This window comes from Phytobacter diazotrophicus, from assembly GCF_052061655.1.
Classification (GTDB): Bacteria; Pseudomonadota; Gammaproteobacteria; order Enterobacterales; family Enterobacteriaceae; genus Phytobacter; species Phytobacter diazotrophicus.
Genome location: NZ_CM125428.1, coordinates 5401154 through 5417128, shown reverse-complemented (window position 1 = coordinate 5417128; position 15975 = coordinate 5401154). Strand labels below are relative to the sequence as shown.

The window sequence follows — 15975 nt, the reverse complement described above, 5'->3', positions numbered from 1 at the left end:
TTGCGTCCGGCTGAGGGGATTTGCGCTCATGCTAGCCCGCGAATATGAAATTATTACTACGAAAAAAACGGGTCATATTTCTGTCAGATTCCCCTGTTTTAATCGTCACAACGAAAACCAGGGGGACGAAACCATGAGTAAGAAAATTGCGCTGGCAGCGGCATTGCTGGCTTTCATGAGTGGCACCGCTTTCGCGAAATCCACTCTGACGCTCTACACCAGCCAGCCAACCGAAGATGCGCAAATGACGGTGAGTGCGTTTGAGCAGGCGCACCCGGATGTCGAAGTAAAATGGATTCGCGATGGAACCGCAAAGCTGATTGCCCGCCTGCAGGCTGAAATTTCAGCCGGTGGCGCCAGCCCGGATGTCTTACTCATCGCCGACAGCGTGTCGATGGAATCCCTGAAACAGCAAAATCTGCTGGCGGCCTACAAATCACCGCAGGCCAGCCGCTACGATGCTCAACTCTATGATAAAGACGGCTACTACTACGGCACGAAACTTATCACTACCGGTATTGCGTACCACAGCAAAGCCCCGGTAAAGCCGGAATCCTGGCAGGATCTGCTCAAGCCTGAACTGAAAAATATGACCACCTTGCCAAGCCCGCTCTATTCCGGCGCCGCGCAGATTCATATGGCGACGTTAATGAATGACCCGCAGCTCGGCTGGCAGTATTACGAGAAACTGAAAGAGAACGGCGCGATGCCGCAGAGTGGTAATGGCGGCGTGATGAGCGCCATCACCTCTGGCAGCAAAGCCTACGGCGTACTGGTGGATTACATGGCGATCCGTGAAAAAGCCAAAGGCGCGCCGATTGAGTTCGTTTTCCCGAAAGAGGGCGTCAGCATCGTGACCGAACCGGTCGCCATGATGAAAGGGGCGAAAAACCCTGAGGACGCAAAAGCCTTCATCGATTTTGTCCTCTCCGCAGACGGGCAGAAGCTGGTTCTCAAACAGGGCTACCTGACGGCGGACGCCAGCTTACCAGTACCTCAGGGCTTCCCGGCGCGTGACACCATTAAACTGATGCCATACGACCCGGCAAAAGCGCTGGCTGATACCGAAGCAAACAAAAAGCGTTTTGCCGATCTGTTCGGAAACCGCTAAGTCATGACGGACATGACACTGCATCAATCTACCGCCAGCAGCCCGCCGAAAGGGCTGCTGTGGCTTTTACTCGCGCTGATCGCCTTGCTGAGTCTACTGCCCAGCCTGCGACTGCTTATTTCCGCCCTCTTTGACTGGCAGCAAGGTAGCAACAGTAGCCTGTGGCGCGTGTTGAGCAATGAAGCCACCTGGGTTGCGCTCTACAATAGCCTCTATACCAGCGGGTTAGGCACGGTGCTGTCGCTGCTGTTGGGCAGTTTTTTCGCCTTTTGCCTGGCCCTGACCAATATTCGTGGCAAGCAGATTTGGGTCTTCCTGTTCATGCTGCCAATGATGATCCCCCCGCAGGTCACCGCCCTGAGTTGGTTACAATTGTTTGGCCCCAGCAGCATTTTGCTCAACAGTATTGGGCTCGCGCCGGGGTTTGGCAGTACCAATCCCCTTTACTCGCCGGAAGGCATCGCGCTATTGCTGGGGATCCAGCATGCGCCACTGGTCTTTCTGGCACTGCGCACGCAGCTACAGTGTCTGCCAAAAGAGCAAATTGAAGCCGCGCGGCTGAATGGCGCCTCGTTGTGGCGGGTGTTTATCGATATCGTATTGCCGCTGTGCCGCACCGCGCTGTGGGCCGGTGCGGCGATTGCATTTGTCTCCGCGCTGGGTAACTTCGGCATTCCCGCCATGCTCGGGATACCCATTTCCTATTTTGTGCTGCCGATTCAGATTTACCAGACGCTCTCAAGCTTTGGCCCGTCGATGTTAAACGACGTCGCGGCGCTGTCTGTGCTGATGGGCGTGCTCGCCATTGGTATCGTGACCTTGCAGGGATATATGCAGCGTCGTCACGCGCTGCCGCTTATCGGGATGGCCGGGCGGGCGCTCAGTTTTCAGTTAGGTAAATGGCGACTGGCGACCGAAGTACTGCTGGGAATGGTGTTGTGCGCCATCCTTCTGGCACCTCTGCTGGCGCTGATTGCAACGTCGCTGGTACCCACGCTGGGCGTGCCGCTGAATGCCGATACCCTGACCTTTGCCGCCTGGCGAACGATTTTTGATAACCAGAGCGCTACCTGGCGAGCACTCACTAACAGCATCTCGCTCTCCGTGAGCGCCTCGCTGGTTCTGATGTTGCTGTGTCTACCACTGGCGTGGCTACTGGTGCGCTATCCCAGCCGTCCGCTGCGGTGGTTATATAGCGTTATCGATATTCCCTACACCCTGCCGGGCGTGGTGCTGGCGATTGCCTTTATTTTGCTGTTTGCCCGTCCGCTGCCGCTGGTGGGTATCAGCCTGAGTGGGACGCTGACCATCATTTTCCTCGCCTATCTTGCCCGTTTTCTGACGGTCTGCCTAAAGCCGGTGCATAACAGCATGTTGCAGCTTGACCCGGCGATGGAAGAGGCGGCCAGTCTGGCCGGGGCGAATTTCTCGCAGCGTCTGCGCCATATTGTGTTGCCGCTGCTGGCCCCTGCCGCATTTGCCGGGGCGCTGCTGGTCTTTCTGACCGCCGTCAACGAGCTGACCGTTTCCGCGCTGTTGTGGAGTGCCGGTAAAGAGACGCTCGGGGTGGTGATTTTTAATCTCGACGAAAGCGGCAACAAGGTGCTGGCCTCGGCGATCTCCGTGTTAGTCGTGGGGCTGGTGGCCTGCGTCATGTTATTGCTGAGCAGTCTCGGCAAGTATTTACCCAAAGGAGTTATCCCGTGGCAGAGCTAATACTGGAACGGCTGAACAAGGTGTTTGGAGAGCAGGCCGTGGTGCGGGATCTGAGTCTGACCATTCCCGAAGGGGCCTTCACCGCACTGCTGGGGCCGAGCGGCTGTGGCAAAACCACCACGCTGCGTATTCTTGCCGGACTTGAGCACCTCTCTTCCGGGCGCTTGTTGCTGGGGGATCGCCTGCTGGCGGACTCGCGGGTGCATATGCCGCCGGAAACCCGCGATATGGGGATGGTATTTCAGTCTTATGCCCTCTGGCCGCATATGACAGTGGCGGAAAACGTGGGTTATCCGCTGAAATTGCGCAAAGTGAATGGCGCTGCGCGCCAGAAGCGGGTGATGGAAGCGCTGGATGTGGTGGAGCTGGGCGCTTATGCCGGGCGCTCGCCGCAGGAGCTTAGCGGCGGTCAACGCCAACGCGTAGCGCTGGCCCGTTGCCTGGTGTCGGAGCCGGAAGTGGTGTTGCTCGATGAACCGTTGGCGAACCTCGACCGTCATCTGCGCGCCACCATGGAGCAGACGTTTCGCGAGTTTCACCGCCGTACCGGCGCGACTTTTGTCTATGTTACCCACGATCAGGCCGAGGCGATGGCGCTGGCCAGCCACATTGCGGTGATGCATCAGGGAGAGTTAATGCAGTGGGGGGCGCCGCAGACGCTCTATCAGCATCCACAAAATGCCTGGGTGGCGGGGTTTATCGGTAAAGGCAGCATTCTGTCGCTGGCAACCCAGTATCCGCAAGCACAACTGGATAGCGTGCAACTGCATGACGGTCTTGCCCCCGACAATACACAACCGCGCCAGCAGGTGTTGGTTCGCCCGGAGCATGTCATGGTGAGTGATAGTGGGTTGCAGGCAAAGGTGGAAAGCTGCATTTTCCAGGGAGAACGCTACTTGCTGGAACTGCGTCTGCCGGATGGGCAGCGGTTAAGCGCCTTCCACCATTTGCCATTGCGTGAACAGCAGAGCGCCGGTGTACGCCTGTTACAAGGATGGTGCCTGGAGGCGGCGTGACGGTACAAATTGAGATTATCAGTGGGGCGGGACATAAAGCCCCCGCAGCGATTCTGGTTTCCACGCCCCGGCAACGTATTTTGCTGGATGCAGGCGGTGCGCTGGATCCGCATACGGAACTCTGGCCAGTGCCGGAAAAGATCGATGCGATCCTGCTTAGCCATGATCATGTCGATCATATTGGCGGTTTGTATCGTCTTGCGCCGCACATCCCGGTCTATTGTACGCAGACCACCGCACAATCATTACCCGCAGGGCACAACGTTCACCCCATTGCGGTACGCGGACATTTCAGTTGGGCGACATTACGGTGACGACGGGCAGTTGCGGACACGCCTGGGGCGGGGTGTGGTTTCATCTTAATGTGGCCGGCGGCCTGTTTTATAGCGGCGATATCAGCATGGAATCGGCGCTGTTTCGCTTTGATGCACCGCCGCCTGCGCAGATTGCGCTGGTGGATGCGTCGTACGGGCTCTATAACGTTTCACAACGCCAGCAGTGGGATAAATTGCGTGCTCGTCTGACGCATCCGGTGCTGTGTCCGGTGCCGCCGTCGGGCAGGGCGGTGGAACTGGCGCTACTACTGGCGCGTGAGGGGCGTACCGATATCACGCTTGATGCGCCCTGTCAGGAGGTGCTCAGGCAAATGGCCGCGCATAATGACGGCAGTTTGCGCGAGGATGTGGCGGCAGATTTACAGCAGCTTTTGCGCACCCTTCCTGCGTTTTCCGCCCAGTCATCGCTGATTCTGGCCGCAGATCCTGATGGGCAAAGTGGGGTGGCGGGCGAACTGCGTCGACGCAAAGATTTCCACCATCGAACCCTGTTTACGGGTCATATGAATCGCCTTAACCATCAACAGTGGCTGGCCGGGGAAGTGGATTTTTGCCGCTGGAATGTGCATCCAACTCTCAATACCTTAATGTTGTTGGTGTCGATGCTAAAGTGCAGCAAGCTGGTGCCGATGTTTACTCATGTAGAGGACATCCAGGACTGGCAGTTCGCACCAGGGTGCCACATCGTTACACATAATATGTTGGGGGTGGATCTATGCCACTGATATGCAAACCCTTTGTTTTTGTTCGTCACGGCGAGACGCCGCTTAACCGCGATAAAGTGATTGGCGGGAGTACGGATGTGCCGCTGACCGACGAAGGGGAGCAGCAGGCACGTTCCGCTGCACCCATTCTGGGCCGTTATGACTGGAATGGTGTGGCAGTAAGTTCGCTCAAGCGGGCCCAACGCACTCTCGAACTGGCGCTGCCTGGTGCGGCCCATGTGGTTATGCCGGATTTATGTGAGCGCGACTGGGGCGAGCTGGAAAACCGTCCGCTGGCAGAGTTAACGCCGTATGAAAGTACGCCGCCTGGCGGTGAAAGTTGGGAGACGTTTTGCACCCGGGTCACGGATGCGCTTAACAGCCTGCTGGAACAATACGATACGCCGTTAATTGTGGCGCATTCTGGCGTTTACCGTGTGATCCGCTATCACGCCTTCGGCACGCCTTATGGCGATCGCGTGGGGAACGCGGTGCCGATGTGGATCTCGCCTGGCGAAACGCCACAAGAGTGGCAGATAGTCCCACTGGCGGAACGTGATTAAGCGGCACGAGAGCCAGGCACGTGTCACGAGCGACACAGATCATACCGTCCTGCGTCGCTCTGCATAGGCAGTATTAGCGTGATACGCCACCGTACTGGGCGAACCAGTCCAGCATCCGGCGCCAGCCATCTTTGGCTGATTCTTCATGATAGCTGGGACGATAATCGGCGTTAAATGCGTGCCCGGCGTCAGGATAAACCACGATCTCGGCGTGTGCGTTGGCGGCGCGTAACGCCTGACGCATGGTCTCGACCGTCTCCAACGGGATCCCCGTATCCTGCGCGCCATACAGACCGAGGACCGGCGCATTGAGGTCGGTGGCGATATCCACCGGATGCTTCGGTGAATTCAGTGATTTTTGCCCCACCAGTTTCCCATACCAGGCGACCGCTGCTTTCAATTGCGGGTTATGGGCCGCGTACAGCCAGGTTATCCTTCCCCCCCAGCAAAAACCGGTCGCCAGTAGTCGATGAGCATCACCGCCATTACGTGCCGCCCAGTTGGCAACATGATCGAGGTCGGCCAGCACCTGCGCATCGGGCACCTTCATGACCAGCCCATCAAAAAGGGTCTGAATATCCGCGAAATCATTCGGGTCACCCTGACGAAAATAGAGTTCAGGGGCGACGGCCAGATACCCTTCGAGCGCAAGGCGGCGGCACAGGTCGCGAATATGCTCATGTACGCCAAAGATTTCTTGAATCACCAGCACCACGGGCAGGGGATCGGAAGCATTTTTAGGCCGCGCATGGTACGCAGGCATGCTATCGCCCTGGCTTGGGATGGTGGTTTCGCCAGCGATGATGGCGTCTTCCGGGGTGTGCAGTGTGGTTGAAGCGTGAGGTGATGCCGCCGGTGCGAAGCCCGGTAATGTTTTGGTTGTCATGGCGTTCTCCATACCCTTTATTTAGCGCTCCACTAACTATAGTCCGACAGAGCGCAAATCATCCTGCGCGAAAAAGGCTATCTTTGGAGCAGGGCGAGACGGTTGAATGTGTTAATGTGATTGATATCACTATTTTATGGAAATGTTATGCAAACAAATTACATCATGGAGATCTCAGTCACGAAATTTGGTGCATACCTTCTGTAAAGTACCGTTTTGCTTCTTCTGACTAACCCTGATCACAGAGGAGTTTTTATGTCCAAGTCTGATGTTTTTCATCTCGGCCTCACCAAGAACGATTTACAAGGGGCTACGCTTGCCATCGTCCCTGGCGATCCTGAGCGTGTGGAAAAGATCGCCGCGCTGATGGATAAGCCGGTTAAGCTGGCATCTCACCGCGAGTTCACCTCCTGGCGCGCTGAACTGGATGGCAAAGCTGTCATCGTCTGCTCCACCGGTATCGGCGGCCCGTCAACCTCTATCGCTGTAGAAGAGCTGGCCCAACTGGGTATCCGCACTTTCCTGCGCGTCGGTACGACAGGCGCTATTCAGCCCAATATTAATGTTGGTGATGTACTGGTCACCACCGCGTCTGTTCGTCTGGACGGTGCAAGCCTGCATTTTGCGCCGATGGAATATCCGGCTGTGGCTGACTTCGAGTGCACCACCGCGCTGGTGGCTGCGGCGAAAGAAGTGGGGGCAACCACCCATATCGGTGTGACCGCCTCTTCCGACACCTTCTACCCAGGCCAGGAGCGTTATGACACCTTCTCCGGCCGCGTGGTGAGCCGTTTCAAAGGTTCTATGGAAGAGTGGCAGTCCATGGGCGTAATGAACTACGAAATGGAATCCGCAACCTTGCTGACCATGTGCTCAAGCCAGGGGCTGCGTGCCGGGATGGTGGCGGGTGTTATCGTCAACCGTACCCAGCAGGAAATCCCAAACGCTGAGACCATGAAGCAAACGGAAAGCCATGCGGTGAAAATCGTGGTAGAAGCCGCGCGCCGTCTGCTGTAATTATTTCTTTCCGTATGAAGGCCGGCATGCCCGGCCTTTTGCTTATCTGCTGTTTCCCAGGGCGGGATTAATCCGTATTTTGCCCACCTGCCACGCTTGCGGTTCACAATAAAAACAACCGATTCGTATCCGCTGCTTATAGAACACACGCTTAATGAACTGTTCAGCGGAGGGTTGAAACGTAGGGCAATCTCGCCCAATCTGTTACACTTCACGAACATTTTCTTCAATAGCAGGCACTAAGATGGCGGAAGATTCAAAAGAGACGACGCACTTTGGTTTTCAGACCGTCGCCAAAGATCAGAAAGCCGAGATGGTGGCACACGTGTTCCACTCGGTTGCCGCAAAATACGATGTCATGAACGACTTAATGTCGATGGGCATCCACCGTTTGTGGAAACGTTTTACGATCGACTGTAGCGGCGTGCGTCGCGGGCAAAAAGTTCTCGATTTGGCCGGGGGAACCGGCGACCTGACGGCTAAATTCTCTCGTCTGGTCGGCGAAACAGGTCAGGTAGTGTTGGCAGACATTAACGAGTCCATGCTCAAAATGGGCCGCGAAAAACTGCGCAATATCGGCATTATCGGCAACGTTGAATATGTCCAGGCGAATGCCGAAGCGCTGCCGTTCCCGGATAACACGTTTGACTGCATCACCATCTCTTTTGGTCTGCGTAATGTCACCGAAAAAGAGAGTGCCCTGCGTTCTATGTACCGCGTGCTTAAACCCGGTGGACGCCTGCTGGTGCTGGAATTTTCCAAACCGATTATTGAACCGCTGAGCAAGGTGTATGACGCCTACTCTTTCCACGTGCTGCCGCGCATTGGGCAACTGGTAGCCAGCGATGCGGAAAGCTACCGCTATCTGGCGGAATCCATCCGTATGCATCCGGATCAGGAAACCCTGAAAGCGATGATGCAGAGCGCAGGATTTGAAAACGTCGATTACTACAACATGACCGCAGGCATTGTTGCGCTGCATCGTGGCTACAAGTTCTGACAGGAGTTCACATGCCTTTTAAGCCACTGGTGACTGCGGGTGTTGAGCGTGTGCTGAATACCTTTTTCTATCGCGAGCGGGCGCTTAAACCTGCCCGGCAGCGGTTGCAGGGAAAAGTGTTGCGCATTGCGCTAAAAGAGTTTGCTTCGCCACTGGTGCTGGCCTTTAGTGAACGCCAGGTCGATGTGCTGGGCGAGTGGGAAGGCGAGGCTGATTGTACGGTGATTACCCAGCTTCGCGTTTTGCCTAAGCTGCGTGACAGACAGCAGTTGACTGCGCTGATTCGCTCGGGCGAGCTGGAAGTCCAGGGCGATATTCAGGTGGTGCAAAATCTTGTTGCGCTGATGGATCTGGCCGAATTCGATGTTGCGGAACTGCTGGCCCCTTATACCGGCGATGTGGCTGCTGAGGGGATTGGCAAAGCACTGCGTAACGGTGCATTTCTGGTGCGCCACGGCTTTGAGCGCCAGCAGAACTATGTGGCAGAAGTGATTACCGAAGAGTGGCGTCTGGCGCCTGGGGCACTGGAAGTGGCCTGGTTTGCGGAAGAAACCGCCGCAGTAGAACGCGCAGTGGACGCATTCAGCAAACGCCTGGATAAACTGGAGGGCAAATGACGCCAGGAGAAATTCGGCGCCTCTATTTCATCATCCAGACCTTTTTGAGTTACGGCCTCGATGAGCTTATCCCCGTCATGCGTATTACGTTGCCGCTGCGACTCTGGCGACGCACGCTATTCTGGATGCCCAATCGGCATAAAGAGAAAGCGCTTGGGGTACGCTTACGCCTGGCGTTACAGGAGTTAGGTCCGGTATGGATTAAATTCGGGCAAATGCTCTCGACCCGACGCGATCTCTTCCCGCCGCATATCGCCGATCAACTGGCTATGTTGCAGGACAGAGTGGCCCCTTTCGATGGCGTACTGGCCAAACAGCAGATTGAAAAAGCGATGGGCGGTCTGCCCGTTGAGGCGTGGTTTGATGATTTCGAGATTGAGCCGCTGGCCTCCGCTTCCATTGCCCAGGTGCATACCGCGCGGTTGAAAGAGAACGGCAAAGAGGTGGTCATTAAAGTTATCCGCCCGGACATTCTGCCGATCATCAAAGCGGACTTAAAACTCATTTACCGTCTGGCCGGCTGGGTACCGCGTTTGCTGCCGGACGGGCGTCGTCTGCGTCCGCAAGAAGTGGTGCGCGAGTACGAAAAAACGTTGATCGACGAACTCGATTTACTCCGTGAGTCGGCGAACGCTATCCAGCTGCGACGTAACTTCGAAAACAGCCCGATGCTCTATATTCCCGAAGTGTATCCGGACTACTGTAGCCAGAACATGATGGTGATGGAGCGCATCTACGGCATTCCGGTCTCCGATGTGGCGACACTGGAGAAAAACGGAACCAACATGAAATTGTTGGCTGAGCGCGGTGTTCAGGTGTTCTTCACCCAGGTTTTCCGCGACAGTTTTTTCCATGCAGATATGCATCCTGGCAATATTTTCGTCAGCTTTGAACACCCGGAAAACCCCCAGTATATCGGTATCGACTGCGGTATCGTCGGGTCGTTGAACAAAGAAGATAAGCGTTATCTTGCGGAAAACTTTATTGCCTTCTTCAACCGCGATTACCGCAAGGTGGCTGAGCTGCATGTCGATTCCGGCTGGGTGCCGCCGGATACGAACGTTGAAGATTTCGAATTTGCCATTCGTACCGTGTGCGAACCGATTTTTGAAAAGCCGCTGGCGGAAATATCGTTTGGCCATGTGCTGCTGAACCTGTTTAACACCGCACGCCGTTTCAATATGGAAGTCCAGCCGCAACTGGTGCTGCTGCAGAAAACCCTGCTTTATATTGAGGGTGTGGGACGTCAGCTTTACCCACAACTGGATTTATGGAAAACGGCGAAGCCATTCCTGGAGTCGTGGATTAAAGATCAGGTGGGTATACCGGCGCTGTTGAAAGCGGTGAAAGAGAAAGGGCCCTTCTGGATCGAGAAAATGCCAGAGCTTCCTGAACTGGTGTACAACAGCTTGCGACAGGGTAAGCAATTGCAGCATAGCGTTGATAGGATCGCCAGCGAGTTGCAGACCAACCATGTGCGTCAGGGGCAATCCCGTTATCTGTTTGGCATCGGCGCGACGCTGATGTTGAGTGGAACCCTGTTGCTGATTAATCGCCCGGAATGGGGTTTCGCCCCCGGATGGTTAATGGCTATTGGTTTATTAACCTGGATTGTCGGTTGGCGCAAAACTCGCTGATTTTAACATCGCCCCTGGGAGGCACGGTAACGTATACTGTGGCTTGTTTTCATCATCTCCTACAGAGGACTATGTATGGGTGGTATCAGTATTTGGCAGTTGTTGATTGTTGCGGTTATCGTCGTGCTGCTGTTTGGAACGAAAAAACTCGGTTCTATCGGTTCCGATTTGGGTGCATCGATCAAAGGCTTTAAAAAGGCCATGAGCGATGATGACAAGCAAGACAAAGACAAATCTGCAGAGGATGCGGATTTCACTGCTAAATCTCTTGCTGATAAGCAAGAGGACGTGAAGAAAGACGAAAAGCGTCACGACAAAGAACAGGTGTAATTCGTGTTTGATATTGGTTTTAGCGAACTGCTATTAGTCTTCGTCATCGGCCTTGTGGTACTGGGGCCGCAGCGTTTACCCGTTGCGGTGCGTACGATTGTGGGCTGGATCCGCGCGCTGCGCTCGCTGGCGACGACGGTGCAAAATGAACTGACTCAGGAGCTTAAGCTGCAGGAGTTTCAGGACAGCCTCAAGAAAGTTGAGAAAGCCAGCCTGGACAACCTGACGCCGGAATTAAAGGCATCAATGGATGAGTTGCGCCAGGCAGCCGAGTCGATGAAACGTTCCTATACCGTCAACGATCCGGAAAAGGCCAGCGATGAAGCGCACACTATCCATAACCCGGTGGTGAAAGGTAACGAAGCGCAGCACGAAGGCGTCACTCCGGCAACGGCAGAAGCGCAGGCCAGCGCACCGGAGCAGGTTCCTGACATTCAGGATGCGCCGGAGGTGAAAAAAACCGTAACTCAGGCCGCAGAAGCGAAAACGGCTTCTGAGGCGACCCCTTCTTCAAGTGATAAATCCTGAACATGGCTGTCGATGATACTCAACCGCTCATCACGCATTTGATTGAGCTACGTAAGCGCCTGTTAAACTGCATTATTGCCGTTATCGTGATCTTTCTGGCGCTGGTTTATTTTGCCAATGACATCTATCAGATAGTTTCAGCGCCCTTGATTAAACAGATGCCGCTGGGTGCGACGATGATCGCAACCGATGTGGCGTCGCCCTTTTTCACGCCGATCAAATTGACCTTCATGGTGTCGCTGATTCTCTCGGCACCGGTCATTCTTTATCAGGTGTGGGCGTTTGTGGCCCCGGCGCTCTACAAACATGAGCGCCGTCTGATTATCCCGCTGCTGGTTTCCAGTTCGCTGCTGTTCTATATCGGTATGGCATTCGCCTACTTTGTGGTGTTCCCGCTGGCGTTTGGCTTCCTGACGCATACGGCACCGGAAGGCGTGCTTGTCTCAACCGATATTGCCAGTTATTTGAATTTTGTCATGGGGCTGTTTATGGCCTTTGGCGTCGCGTTTGAAGTGCCTGTCGCCATCGTGCTGCTGTGCTGGATGGGTATAACAACGCCGCAATCGTTGCGCCAGAAGCGACCCTATGTACTGGTAGGGGCATTTGTGGTGGGCATGTTGCTGACGCCGCCGGATGTTTTCTCCCAGACGTTGCTGGCCATCCCCATGTACTGTCTGTTTGAGGTGGGCGTCTTTTTCGCGCGCTTCTACACCGGCAAACGCCGTCAGGTTGACGAAGGCGAAGAAGAAACCACGACAGAAGAGTAAATCCAGCCGCCCGTCAGGGCGGTTGTTGTCTGGAGCGCTGTATGTTTGATATCGGTGTGAATCTCACCAGTTCCCAGTTTGCCAAAGATCGTGATGATGTGGTGGCGCGCGCGCAGGCGGCGGGTGTCAGCGGCATGCTGCTGACCGGCACCAATCTGCATGAAAGTCAGCAGGCGCAACAACTGACAAAACACTACCCACGCTGCTGGTCCACCGCCGGCGTACACCCGCACGATAGCAGTAGCTGGACGCAGGACACGGCAGATGCCCTCCGCCAGCTTGCCGCCCAGCCAGAAGTGGTGGCAATTGGCGAGTGTGGGCTCGATTTCAACCGTAATTTCTCGACCCCCGAAGAGCAGGAGCGGGCTTTTTCCGCGCAACTGGCGCTGGCGGCAGAACGTGGTATGCCCGTTTTTTTACACTGCCGCGATGCCCATGACCGTTTTCTGGCGCTCCTGGATCCCTGGCTTCCCCGGTTGCCCGGTGCGGTGCTGCACTGTTTCACCGGCACATTAGACGAAGCGCAGGCGTGTCTGGCGCGGGGTATCTATCTGGGTATTACCGGCTGGGTGTGTGATGAACGGCGTGGACTGGAACTGCGCGACGTGTTGCCGCATATCCCCGCAGACCGTCTGTTTGTAGAAACCGATGCGCCGTATTTGCTGCCGCGTGATTTGTCGCCGAAACCGGCATCAAGACGTAACGAACCCGCGCATCTGGGGCATATTCTGGCCTGTGTTGCTCAGTTGCGCGGTGAAGATGCCCAATGGCTTAGCGACGTGACGAATCAAAACGTGCAGACGCTATTTGGCATCAGGCTTTAACGCAGGATTAGACTTTACGGAAGTCGGTGTTTTTGATGCTCTGTAGCACCTGTTTATTCAGCAGGTTAAGCAGCAGCATGGAACGGGCTTCGCCGTCCGGCTCTTTAAAGATAGCCTGTAACCCTTCCAGCGCCCCTTCGGTAATGATCACACTATCGCCGGCGTACGGCGTTTCAGGGTCGGTAACGCCCTCGGGTTTATACAGGGAAAGCTGATGGATAACCGTCGAAGGAACCTGTGCCGGGCTCGCGCCAAAACGGACAAAGTGGCTAACGCCGCGGGTCGCATTAATCGTGGTGGTATGAATCACCTCGGGATCGAACTCGACAAACAGATAATTTGGGAAGAGCGGTTCGCTCACCGTGGTACGTTTACCACGGACCATTTTTTCCAGTGAGATCATTGGCGTCAGGCAGTTGACCGCCTGGCGTTGAAGATGTTCCTGGGCGCGCTGGAGCTGGCCTCGTTTGCAGTAAAGTAAATACCAGGATTGCATAATGTTCTTTTCCGAAAGTTCGGTGAGCAAGCATACCAAAAGCCTAAGGCGATGGCGAAGTTGATTATAACTGGCGACAATACTTACCGTCCTCTTTCACCTTGATTTAACAAAATTACAGCAACGTGAAGATGAACACCGTATAATAGAGCGCTTAGCAAGAGGCCATTATAAACCCCATGAAATACCATGACCTACGTGATTTTCTGACGCTGCTTGAACAGCAGGGTGAATTAAAACGCATTACATTATCTGTTGATCCCCATCTGGAGATGACGGAAATTGCCGACCGCACCCTGCGCGCGGGAGGACCGGCGTTACTGTTCGAAAACCCGAAAGGGTACACGATGCCGGTGCTATGCAATTTGTTCGGTACGCCACGTCGGGTTGCATTAGGTATGGGGCAAGAAGAGGTGAGCGCCCTGCGAGAAGTGGGGAAATTACTGGCCTTTTTGAAAGAGCCGGAGCCGCCAAAAGGCTTTCGCGACCTCTTCGATAAGCTCCCCCAGTTTAAACAAGTGCTGAACATGCCGACCAAACGGCTGCGCGGTGCGCCTTGCCAGCAAAAAGTGGTGCAGGGTGACGATGTCGATCTCACCAAAATCCCTATCATGCAGTGCTGGCCCGATGATGTCGCGCCGCTGATTACCTGGGGGTTGACGGTAACGCGCGGACCACAAAAAGAGCGCCAGAATTTAGGCATTTATCGCCAGCAACTGATTGGTAAAAATAAGCTGATCATGCGTTGGTTGTCCCATCGCGGCGGCGCACTCGATTTTCAGGAGTGGTGTGCTGCGCATCCAGGCGAACGTTTCCCGGTCTCTGTAGCTCTCGGTGCGGACCCGGCGACGATTCTGGGGGCGGTCACGCCCGTTCCTGACACCCTGTCGGAATATGCCTTTGCCGGGTTACTGCGCGGCACTAAAACCGAAGTCGTCAAATGCCTCTCCAATGATTTAGAAGTCCCGGCCAGTGCGGAAATAGTGCTGGAAGGCTATATTGAGGCTGGAGAGATGGCACCCGAAGGGCCGTATGGCGACCATACCGGCTACTATAACGAGGTCGATAACTTTCCGGTCTTTACCGTCACGCACATTACGCAGCGTGAAGATGCGATTTACCATTCGACCTACACCGGCCGTCCGCCGGATGAACCTGCCGTGCTCGGTGTGGCGCTCAATGAAGTGTTCGTCCCGATTTTGCAAAAGCAGTTCCCGGAAATCGTTGATTTTTATCTGCCGCCGGAGGGCTGTTCTTATCGCCTTGCCGTCGTCACCATGAAGAAACAGTACGCAGGTCATGCAAAACGCGTCATGATGGGCGTCTGGTCGTTCTTGCGCCAGTTTATGTACACCAAGTTCGTGATTGTGTGTGACGACGATGTTAATGCGCGTGACTGGAACGATGTGATTTGGGCGATCACCACCCGTATGGACCCTGCGCGGGACACAGTACTGGTGGAGAACACGCCAATTGATTACCTGGACTTTGCCTCGCCGGTTTCCGGTCTTGGCTCAAAAATGGGCCTGGATGCCACCAATAAATGGCCTGGCGAAACCGAACGAGAGTGGGGTCGCCCCATCAGGAAAGATCCTGACGTGACGGCGCGTATCGACGCCATCTGGGATGAACTGGCCATTTTTAGTGACGGTAAAGGTGCCTGACGCGCCGCCGTTTTTCGCCAGACATTACGACAACGAGTATGAACCCGACAGAGGGAGCGCATGACAACCTTAAGCTGTAAAGTGACCTCGGTAGACGCCATCACCGATACCGTATATCGCGTCCGTTTAGTGCCGGAAGCGGCTTTTTCTTTTCGCGCTGGCCAGTACTTAATGGTAGTGATGGATGAACGAGACAAACGCCCCTTCTCTCTGGCTTCCACGCCGAGCCAGCACGACTTTATCGAGCTGCACATTGGCGCATCAGAATTAAATCTCTACGCCATGGCGGTGATGGACCGTATCCTGAAAGACCGGGAAATTGTGGTGGATCTTCCGCACGGTGACGCCTGGCTGCGTGACGATGAAGAGCGTCCGCTGGTGTTGATTGCCGGGGGAACCGGGTTCTCCTACGCGCGTTCCATTTTGCTGACGGCGCTTGAGCAAAACCCGAACCGTGATATCACCATTTATTGGGGTGGGCGCGAAGAGAAGCACCTGTACGATCTGTCCGAGCTGGAAGCATTGTCCGTTGATCATCCGAACCTGCGCGTGGTGCCGGTGGTTGAGCAGCCGGAAGAGAACTGGCGTGGCCGCAGCGGAACCGTTTTGACCGCCGTATTGCAGGATTTCGGTACGCTGGCGGAGCATGATATCTATATCGCCGGACGTTTTGAGATGGCGAAAATCGCCCGTGACCTGTTCTGCAATGAGCGTGGTGCACGTGAAGACCGCCTGTTTGGCGACGCATTCGCGTTTATTTAAGC

18 protein-coding genes are annotated in these 15975 nt (G+C 55.2%); 16 read left to right on the top strand and 2 right to left on the bottom strand.

What is annotated here, in order from left to right; translation table 11 throughout:
* Window positions 1-133: 133 nt before the first annotated feature.
* Genes ACS0RQ_RS26190 through ACS0RQ_RS26165 form a run of 6 tightly spaced genes read left to right on the top strand, consistent with a single transcriptional unit; the run spans window position 134 to window position 5445 of the window.
* Window positions 134-1111, top strand: coding sequence for an ABC transporter substrate-binding protein (locus ACS0RQ_RS26190; protein WP_079498577.1), 978 nt, complete (start codon window positions 134-136; stop codon window positions 1109-1111).
* A gap of 3 nt (window positions 1112-1114) precedes the next feature.
* Window positions 1115-2827, top strand: a complete 1713-nt coding sequence (locus tag ACS0RQ_RS26185; RefSeq protein ID WP_271899764.1) for an ABC transporter permease — start codon at window positions 1115-1117, stop codon at window positions 2825-2827.
* A complete protein-coding gene (locus ACS0RQ_RS26180; protein ID WP_271850806.1) occupies window positions 2815-3843 on the top strand; it encodes an ABC transporter ATP-binding protein in 1029 nt (342 codons plus the stop codon). The genes ACS0RQ_RS26185 and ACS0RQ_RS26180 overlap by 13 nt, the downstream gene beginning before the upstream one ends.
* Window positions 3840-4157, top strand: a complete 318-nt coding sequence (locus ACS0RQ_RS26175; protein ID WP_334633852.1) for an MBL fold metallo-hydrolase — start codon at window positions 3840-3842, stop codon at window positions 4155-4157. The genes ACS0RQ_RS26180 and ACS0RQ_RS26175 overlap by 4 nt, the downstream gene beginning before the upstream one ends.
* The gene (locus ACS0RQ_RS26170; protein ID WP_334633850.1) at window positions 4139-4903 is read left to right on the top strand and encodes a hypothetical protein; all 765 of its coding nucleotides are present in this window, start codon (window positions 4139-4141) and stop codon (window positions 4901-4903) included. The genes ACS0RQ_RS26175 and ACS0RQ_RS26170 overlap by 19 nt, the downstream gene beginning before the upstream one ends.
* Entirely contained in the window at window positions 4894-5445 is a 552-nt protein-coding gene (locus tag ACS0RQ_RS26165; RefSeq protein WP_039077054.1) for a histidine phosphatase family protein, read from the top strand. The genes ACS0RQ_RS26170 and ACS0RQ_RS26165 overlap by 10 nt, the downstream gene beginning before the upstream one ends.
* Window positions 5446-5518: 73 nt before the next feature.
* Here ACS0RQ_RS26165 and ACS0RQ_RS26160 read toward each other — a convergent pair whose 3' ends face one another.
* Complete coding sequence (locus ACS0RQ_RS26160) at window positions 5519-6331, bottom strand: dienelactone hydrolase family protein (protein ID WP_271850808.1); 813 nt, start codon at window positions 6329-6331, stop codon at window positions 5519-5521.
* 255 nt (window positions 6332-6586) lie between these two features.
* On the opposite strand from ACS0RQ_RS26160, the gene udp reads away from it, so the two are divergent.
* The 8 genes from udp (at window position 6587) to tatD (ending at window position 13051) form a co-directional block, all read left to right on the top strand.
* On the top strand, window positions 6587-7348 hold the full coding sequence (gene udp, locus ACS0RQ_RS26155) for a uridine phosphorylase (RefSeq protein WP_039077056.1): 762 nt from the start codon (window positions 6587-6589) through the stop codon (window positions 7346-7348).
* A gap of 244 nt (window positions 7349-7592) precedes the next feature.
* The gene (ubiE, locus tag ACS0RQ_RS26150; protein ID WP_039077057.1) at window positions 7593-8348 is read left to right on the top strand and encodes a bifunctional demethylmenaquinone methyltransferase/2-methoxy-6-polyprenyl-1,4-benzoquinol methylase UbiE; all 756 of its coding nucleotides are present in this window, start codon (window positions 7593-7595) and stop codon (window positions 8346-8348) included.
* Between the two features lie 11 nt (window positions 8349-8359).
* Window positions 8360-8965: a ubiquinone biosynthesis protein UbiJ gene (ubiJ, locus tag ACS0RQ_RS26145; RefSeq protein WP_271850809.1), complete on the top strand. Its 606-nt coding sequence runs from the start codon at window positions 8360-8362 to the stop codon at window positions 8963-8965.
* The gene (gene ubiB, locus ACS0RQ_RS26140) at window positions 8962-10602 is read left to right on the top strand and encodes a ubiquinone biosynthesis regulatory protein kinase UbiB (RefSeq protein WP_071195571.1); all 1641 of its coding nucleotides are present in this window, start codon (window positions 8962-8964) and stop codon (window positions 10600-10602) included. Before ubiJ ends, ubiB begins: the two co-directional genes overlap by 4 nt.
* 75 nt (window positions 10603-10677) lie before the next feature.
* Window positions 10678-10932 (top strand): Sec-independent protein translocase subunit TatA, encoded by a 255-nt coding sequence (tatA, locus tag ACS0RQ_RS26135; protein ID WP_039077060.1) that lies wholly within the window; start codon window positions 10678-10680, stop codon window positions 10930-10932.
* Window positions 10933-10935: 3 nt separating this feature from the next.
* Window positions 10936-11460 carry a Sec-independent protein translocase protein TatB gene (gene tatB / locus ACS0RQ_RS26130; RefSeq protein ID WP_271850810.1) on the top strand — a complete coding sequence of 175 codons (525 nt, stop codon included), beginning with the start codon at window positions 10936-10938 and terminating at the stop codon, window positions 11458-11460.
* A gap of 2 nt (window positions 11461-11462) precedes the next feature.
* Window positions 11463-12227 carry a Sec-independent protein translocase subunit TatC gene (tatC, locus tag ACS0RQ_RS26125; RefSeq protein ID WP_271850811.1) on the top strand — a complete coding sequence of 255 codons (765 nt, stop codon included), beginning with the start codon at window positions 11463-11465 and terminating at the stop codon, window positions 12225-12227.
* Window positions 12228-12268: 41 nt separating this feature from the next.
* Window positions 12269-13051: a 3'-5' ssDNA/RNA exonuclease TatD gene (tatD, locus tag ACS0RQ_RS26120; protein WP_271850812.1), complete on the top strand. Its 783-nt coding sequence runs from the start codon at window positions 12269-12271 to the stop codon at window positions 13049-13051.
* Window positions 13052-13058: 7 nt separating this feature from the next.
* Here the strand turns inward: tatD and rfaH are convergent, their stop codons facing one another.
* A complete protein-coding gene (gene rfaH, locus ACS0RQ_RS26115; protein WP_271850813.1) occupies window positions 13059-13547 on the bottom strand; it encodes a transcription/translation regulatory transformer protein RfaH in 489 nt (162 codons plus the stop codon).
* A gap of 179 nt (window positions 13548-13726) precedes the next feature.
* On the opposite strand from rfaH, the gene ubiD reads away from it, so the two are divergent.
* Window positions 13727-15211 carry a 4-hydroxy-3-polyprenylbenzoate decarboxylase gene (ubiD, locus tag ACS0RQ_RS26110; RefSeq protein WP_271850814.1) on the top strand — a complete coding sequence of 495 codons (1485 nt, stop codon included), beginning with the start codon at window positions 13727-13729 and terminating at the stop codon, window positions 15209-15211.
* 60 nt (window positions 15212-15271) lie between these two features.
* Entirely contained in the window at window positions 15272-15973 is a 702-nt protein-coding gene (gene fre / locus ACS0RQ_RS26105) for an NAD(P)H-flavin reductase (RefSeq protein WP_039077066.1), read from the top strand.
* Window positions 15974-15975: the final 2 nt, after the last annotated feature.

What these genes read in the sequence shown, in the direction of transcription:
- ACS0RQ_RS26190 (WP_079498577.1), top strand. Translation starts at nt 134, where the DNA reads ATGAGTAAGAAAATTGCGCTGGCAGCGGCATTGCTGGCTTTCATGAGT.
- ACS0RQ_RS26185 (WP_271899764.1), top strand. Translation starts at nt 1,115, where the DNA reads ATGACGGACATGACACTGCATCAATCTACCGCCAGCAGCCCGCCGAAA.
- ACS0RQ_RS26165 (WP_039077054.1), top strand. Translation starts at nt 4,894, where the DNA reads ATGCCACTGATATGCAAACCCTTTGTTTTTGTTCGTCACGGCGAGACG.
- ACS0RQ_RS26160 (WP_271850808.1), bottom strand. Translation starts at nt 6,331, where the DNA reads ATGACAACCAAAACATTACCGGGCTTCGCACCGGCGGCATCACCTCAC.
- udp (WP_039077056.1), top strand. Translation starts at nt 6,587, where the DNA reads ATGTCCAAGTCTGATGTTTTTCATCTCGGCCTCACCAAGAACGATTTA.
- ubiE (WP_039077057.1), top strand. Translation starts at nt 7,593, where the DNA reads ATGGCGGAAGATTCAAAAGAGACGACGCACTTTGGTTTTCAGACCGTC.
- ubiJ (WP_271850809.1), top strand. Translation starts at nt 8,360, where the DNA reads ATGCCTTTTAAGCCACTGGTGACTGCGGGTGTTGAGCGTGTGCTGAAT.
- ubiB (WP_071195571.1), top strand. Translation starts at nt 8,962, where the DNA reads ATGACGCCAGGAGAAATTCGGCGCCTCTATTTCATCATCCAGACCTTT.
- tatA (WP_039077060.1), top strand. Translation starts at nt 10,678, where the DNA reads ATGGGTGGTATCAGTATTTGGCAGTTGTTGATTGTTGCGGTTATCGTC.
- tatC (WP_271850811.1), top strand. Translation starts at nt 11,463, where the DNA reads ATGGCTGTCGATGATACTCAACCGCTCATCACGCATTTGATTGAGCTA.
- tatD (WP_271850812.1), top strand. Translation starts at nt 12,269, where the DNA reads ATGTTTGATATCGGTGTGAATCTCACCAGTTCCCAGTTTGCCAAAGAT.
- rfaH (WP_271850813.1), bottom strand. Translation starts at nt 13,547, where the DNA reads ATGCAATCCTGGTATTTACTTTACTGCAAACGAGGCCAGCTCCAGCGC.
- ubiD (WP_271850814.1), top strand. Translation starts at nt 13,727, where the DNA reads ATGAAATACCATGACCTACGTGATTTTCTGACGCTGCTTGAACAGCAG.
- fre (WP_039077066.1), top strand. Translation starts at nt 15,272, where the DNA reads ATGACAACCTTAAGCTGTAAAGTGACCTCGGTAGACGCCATCACCGAT.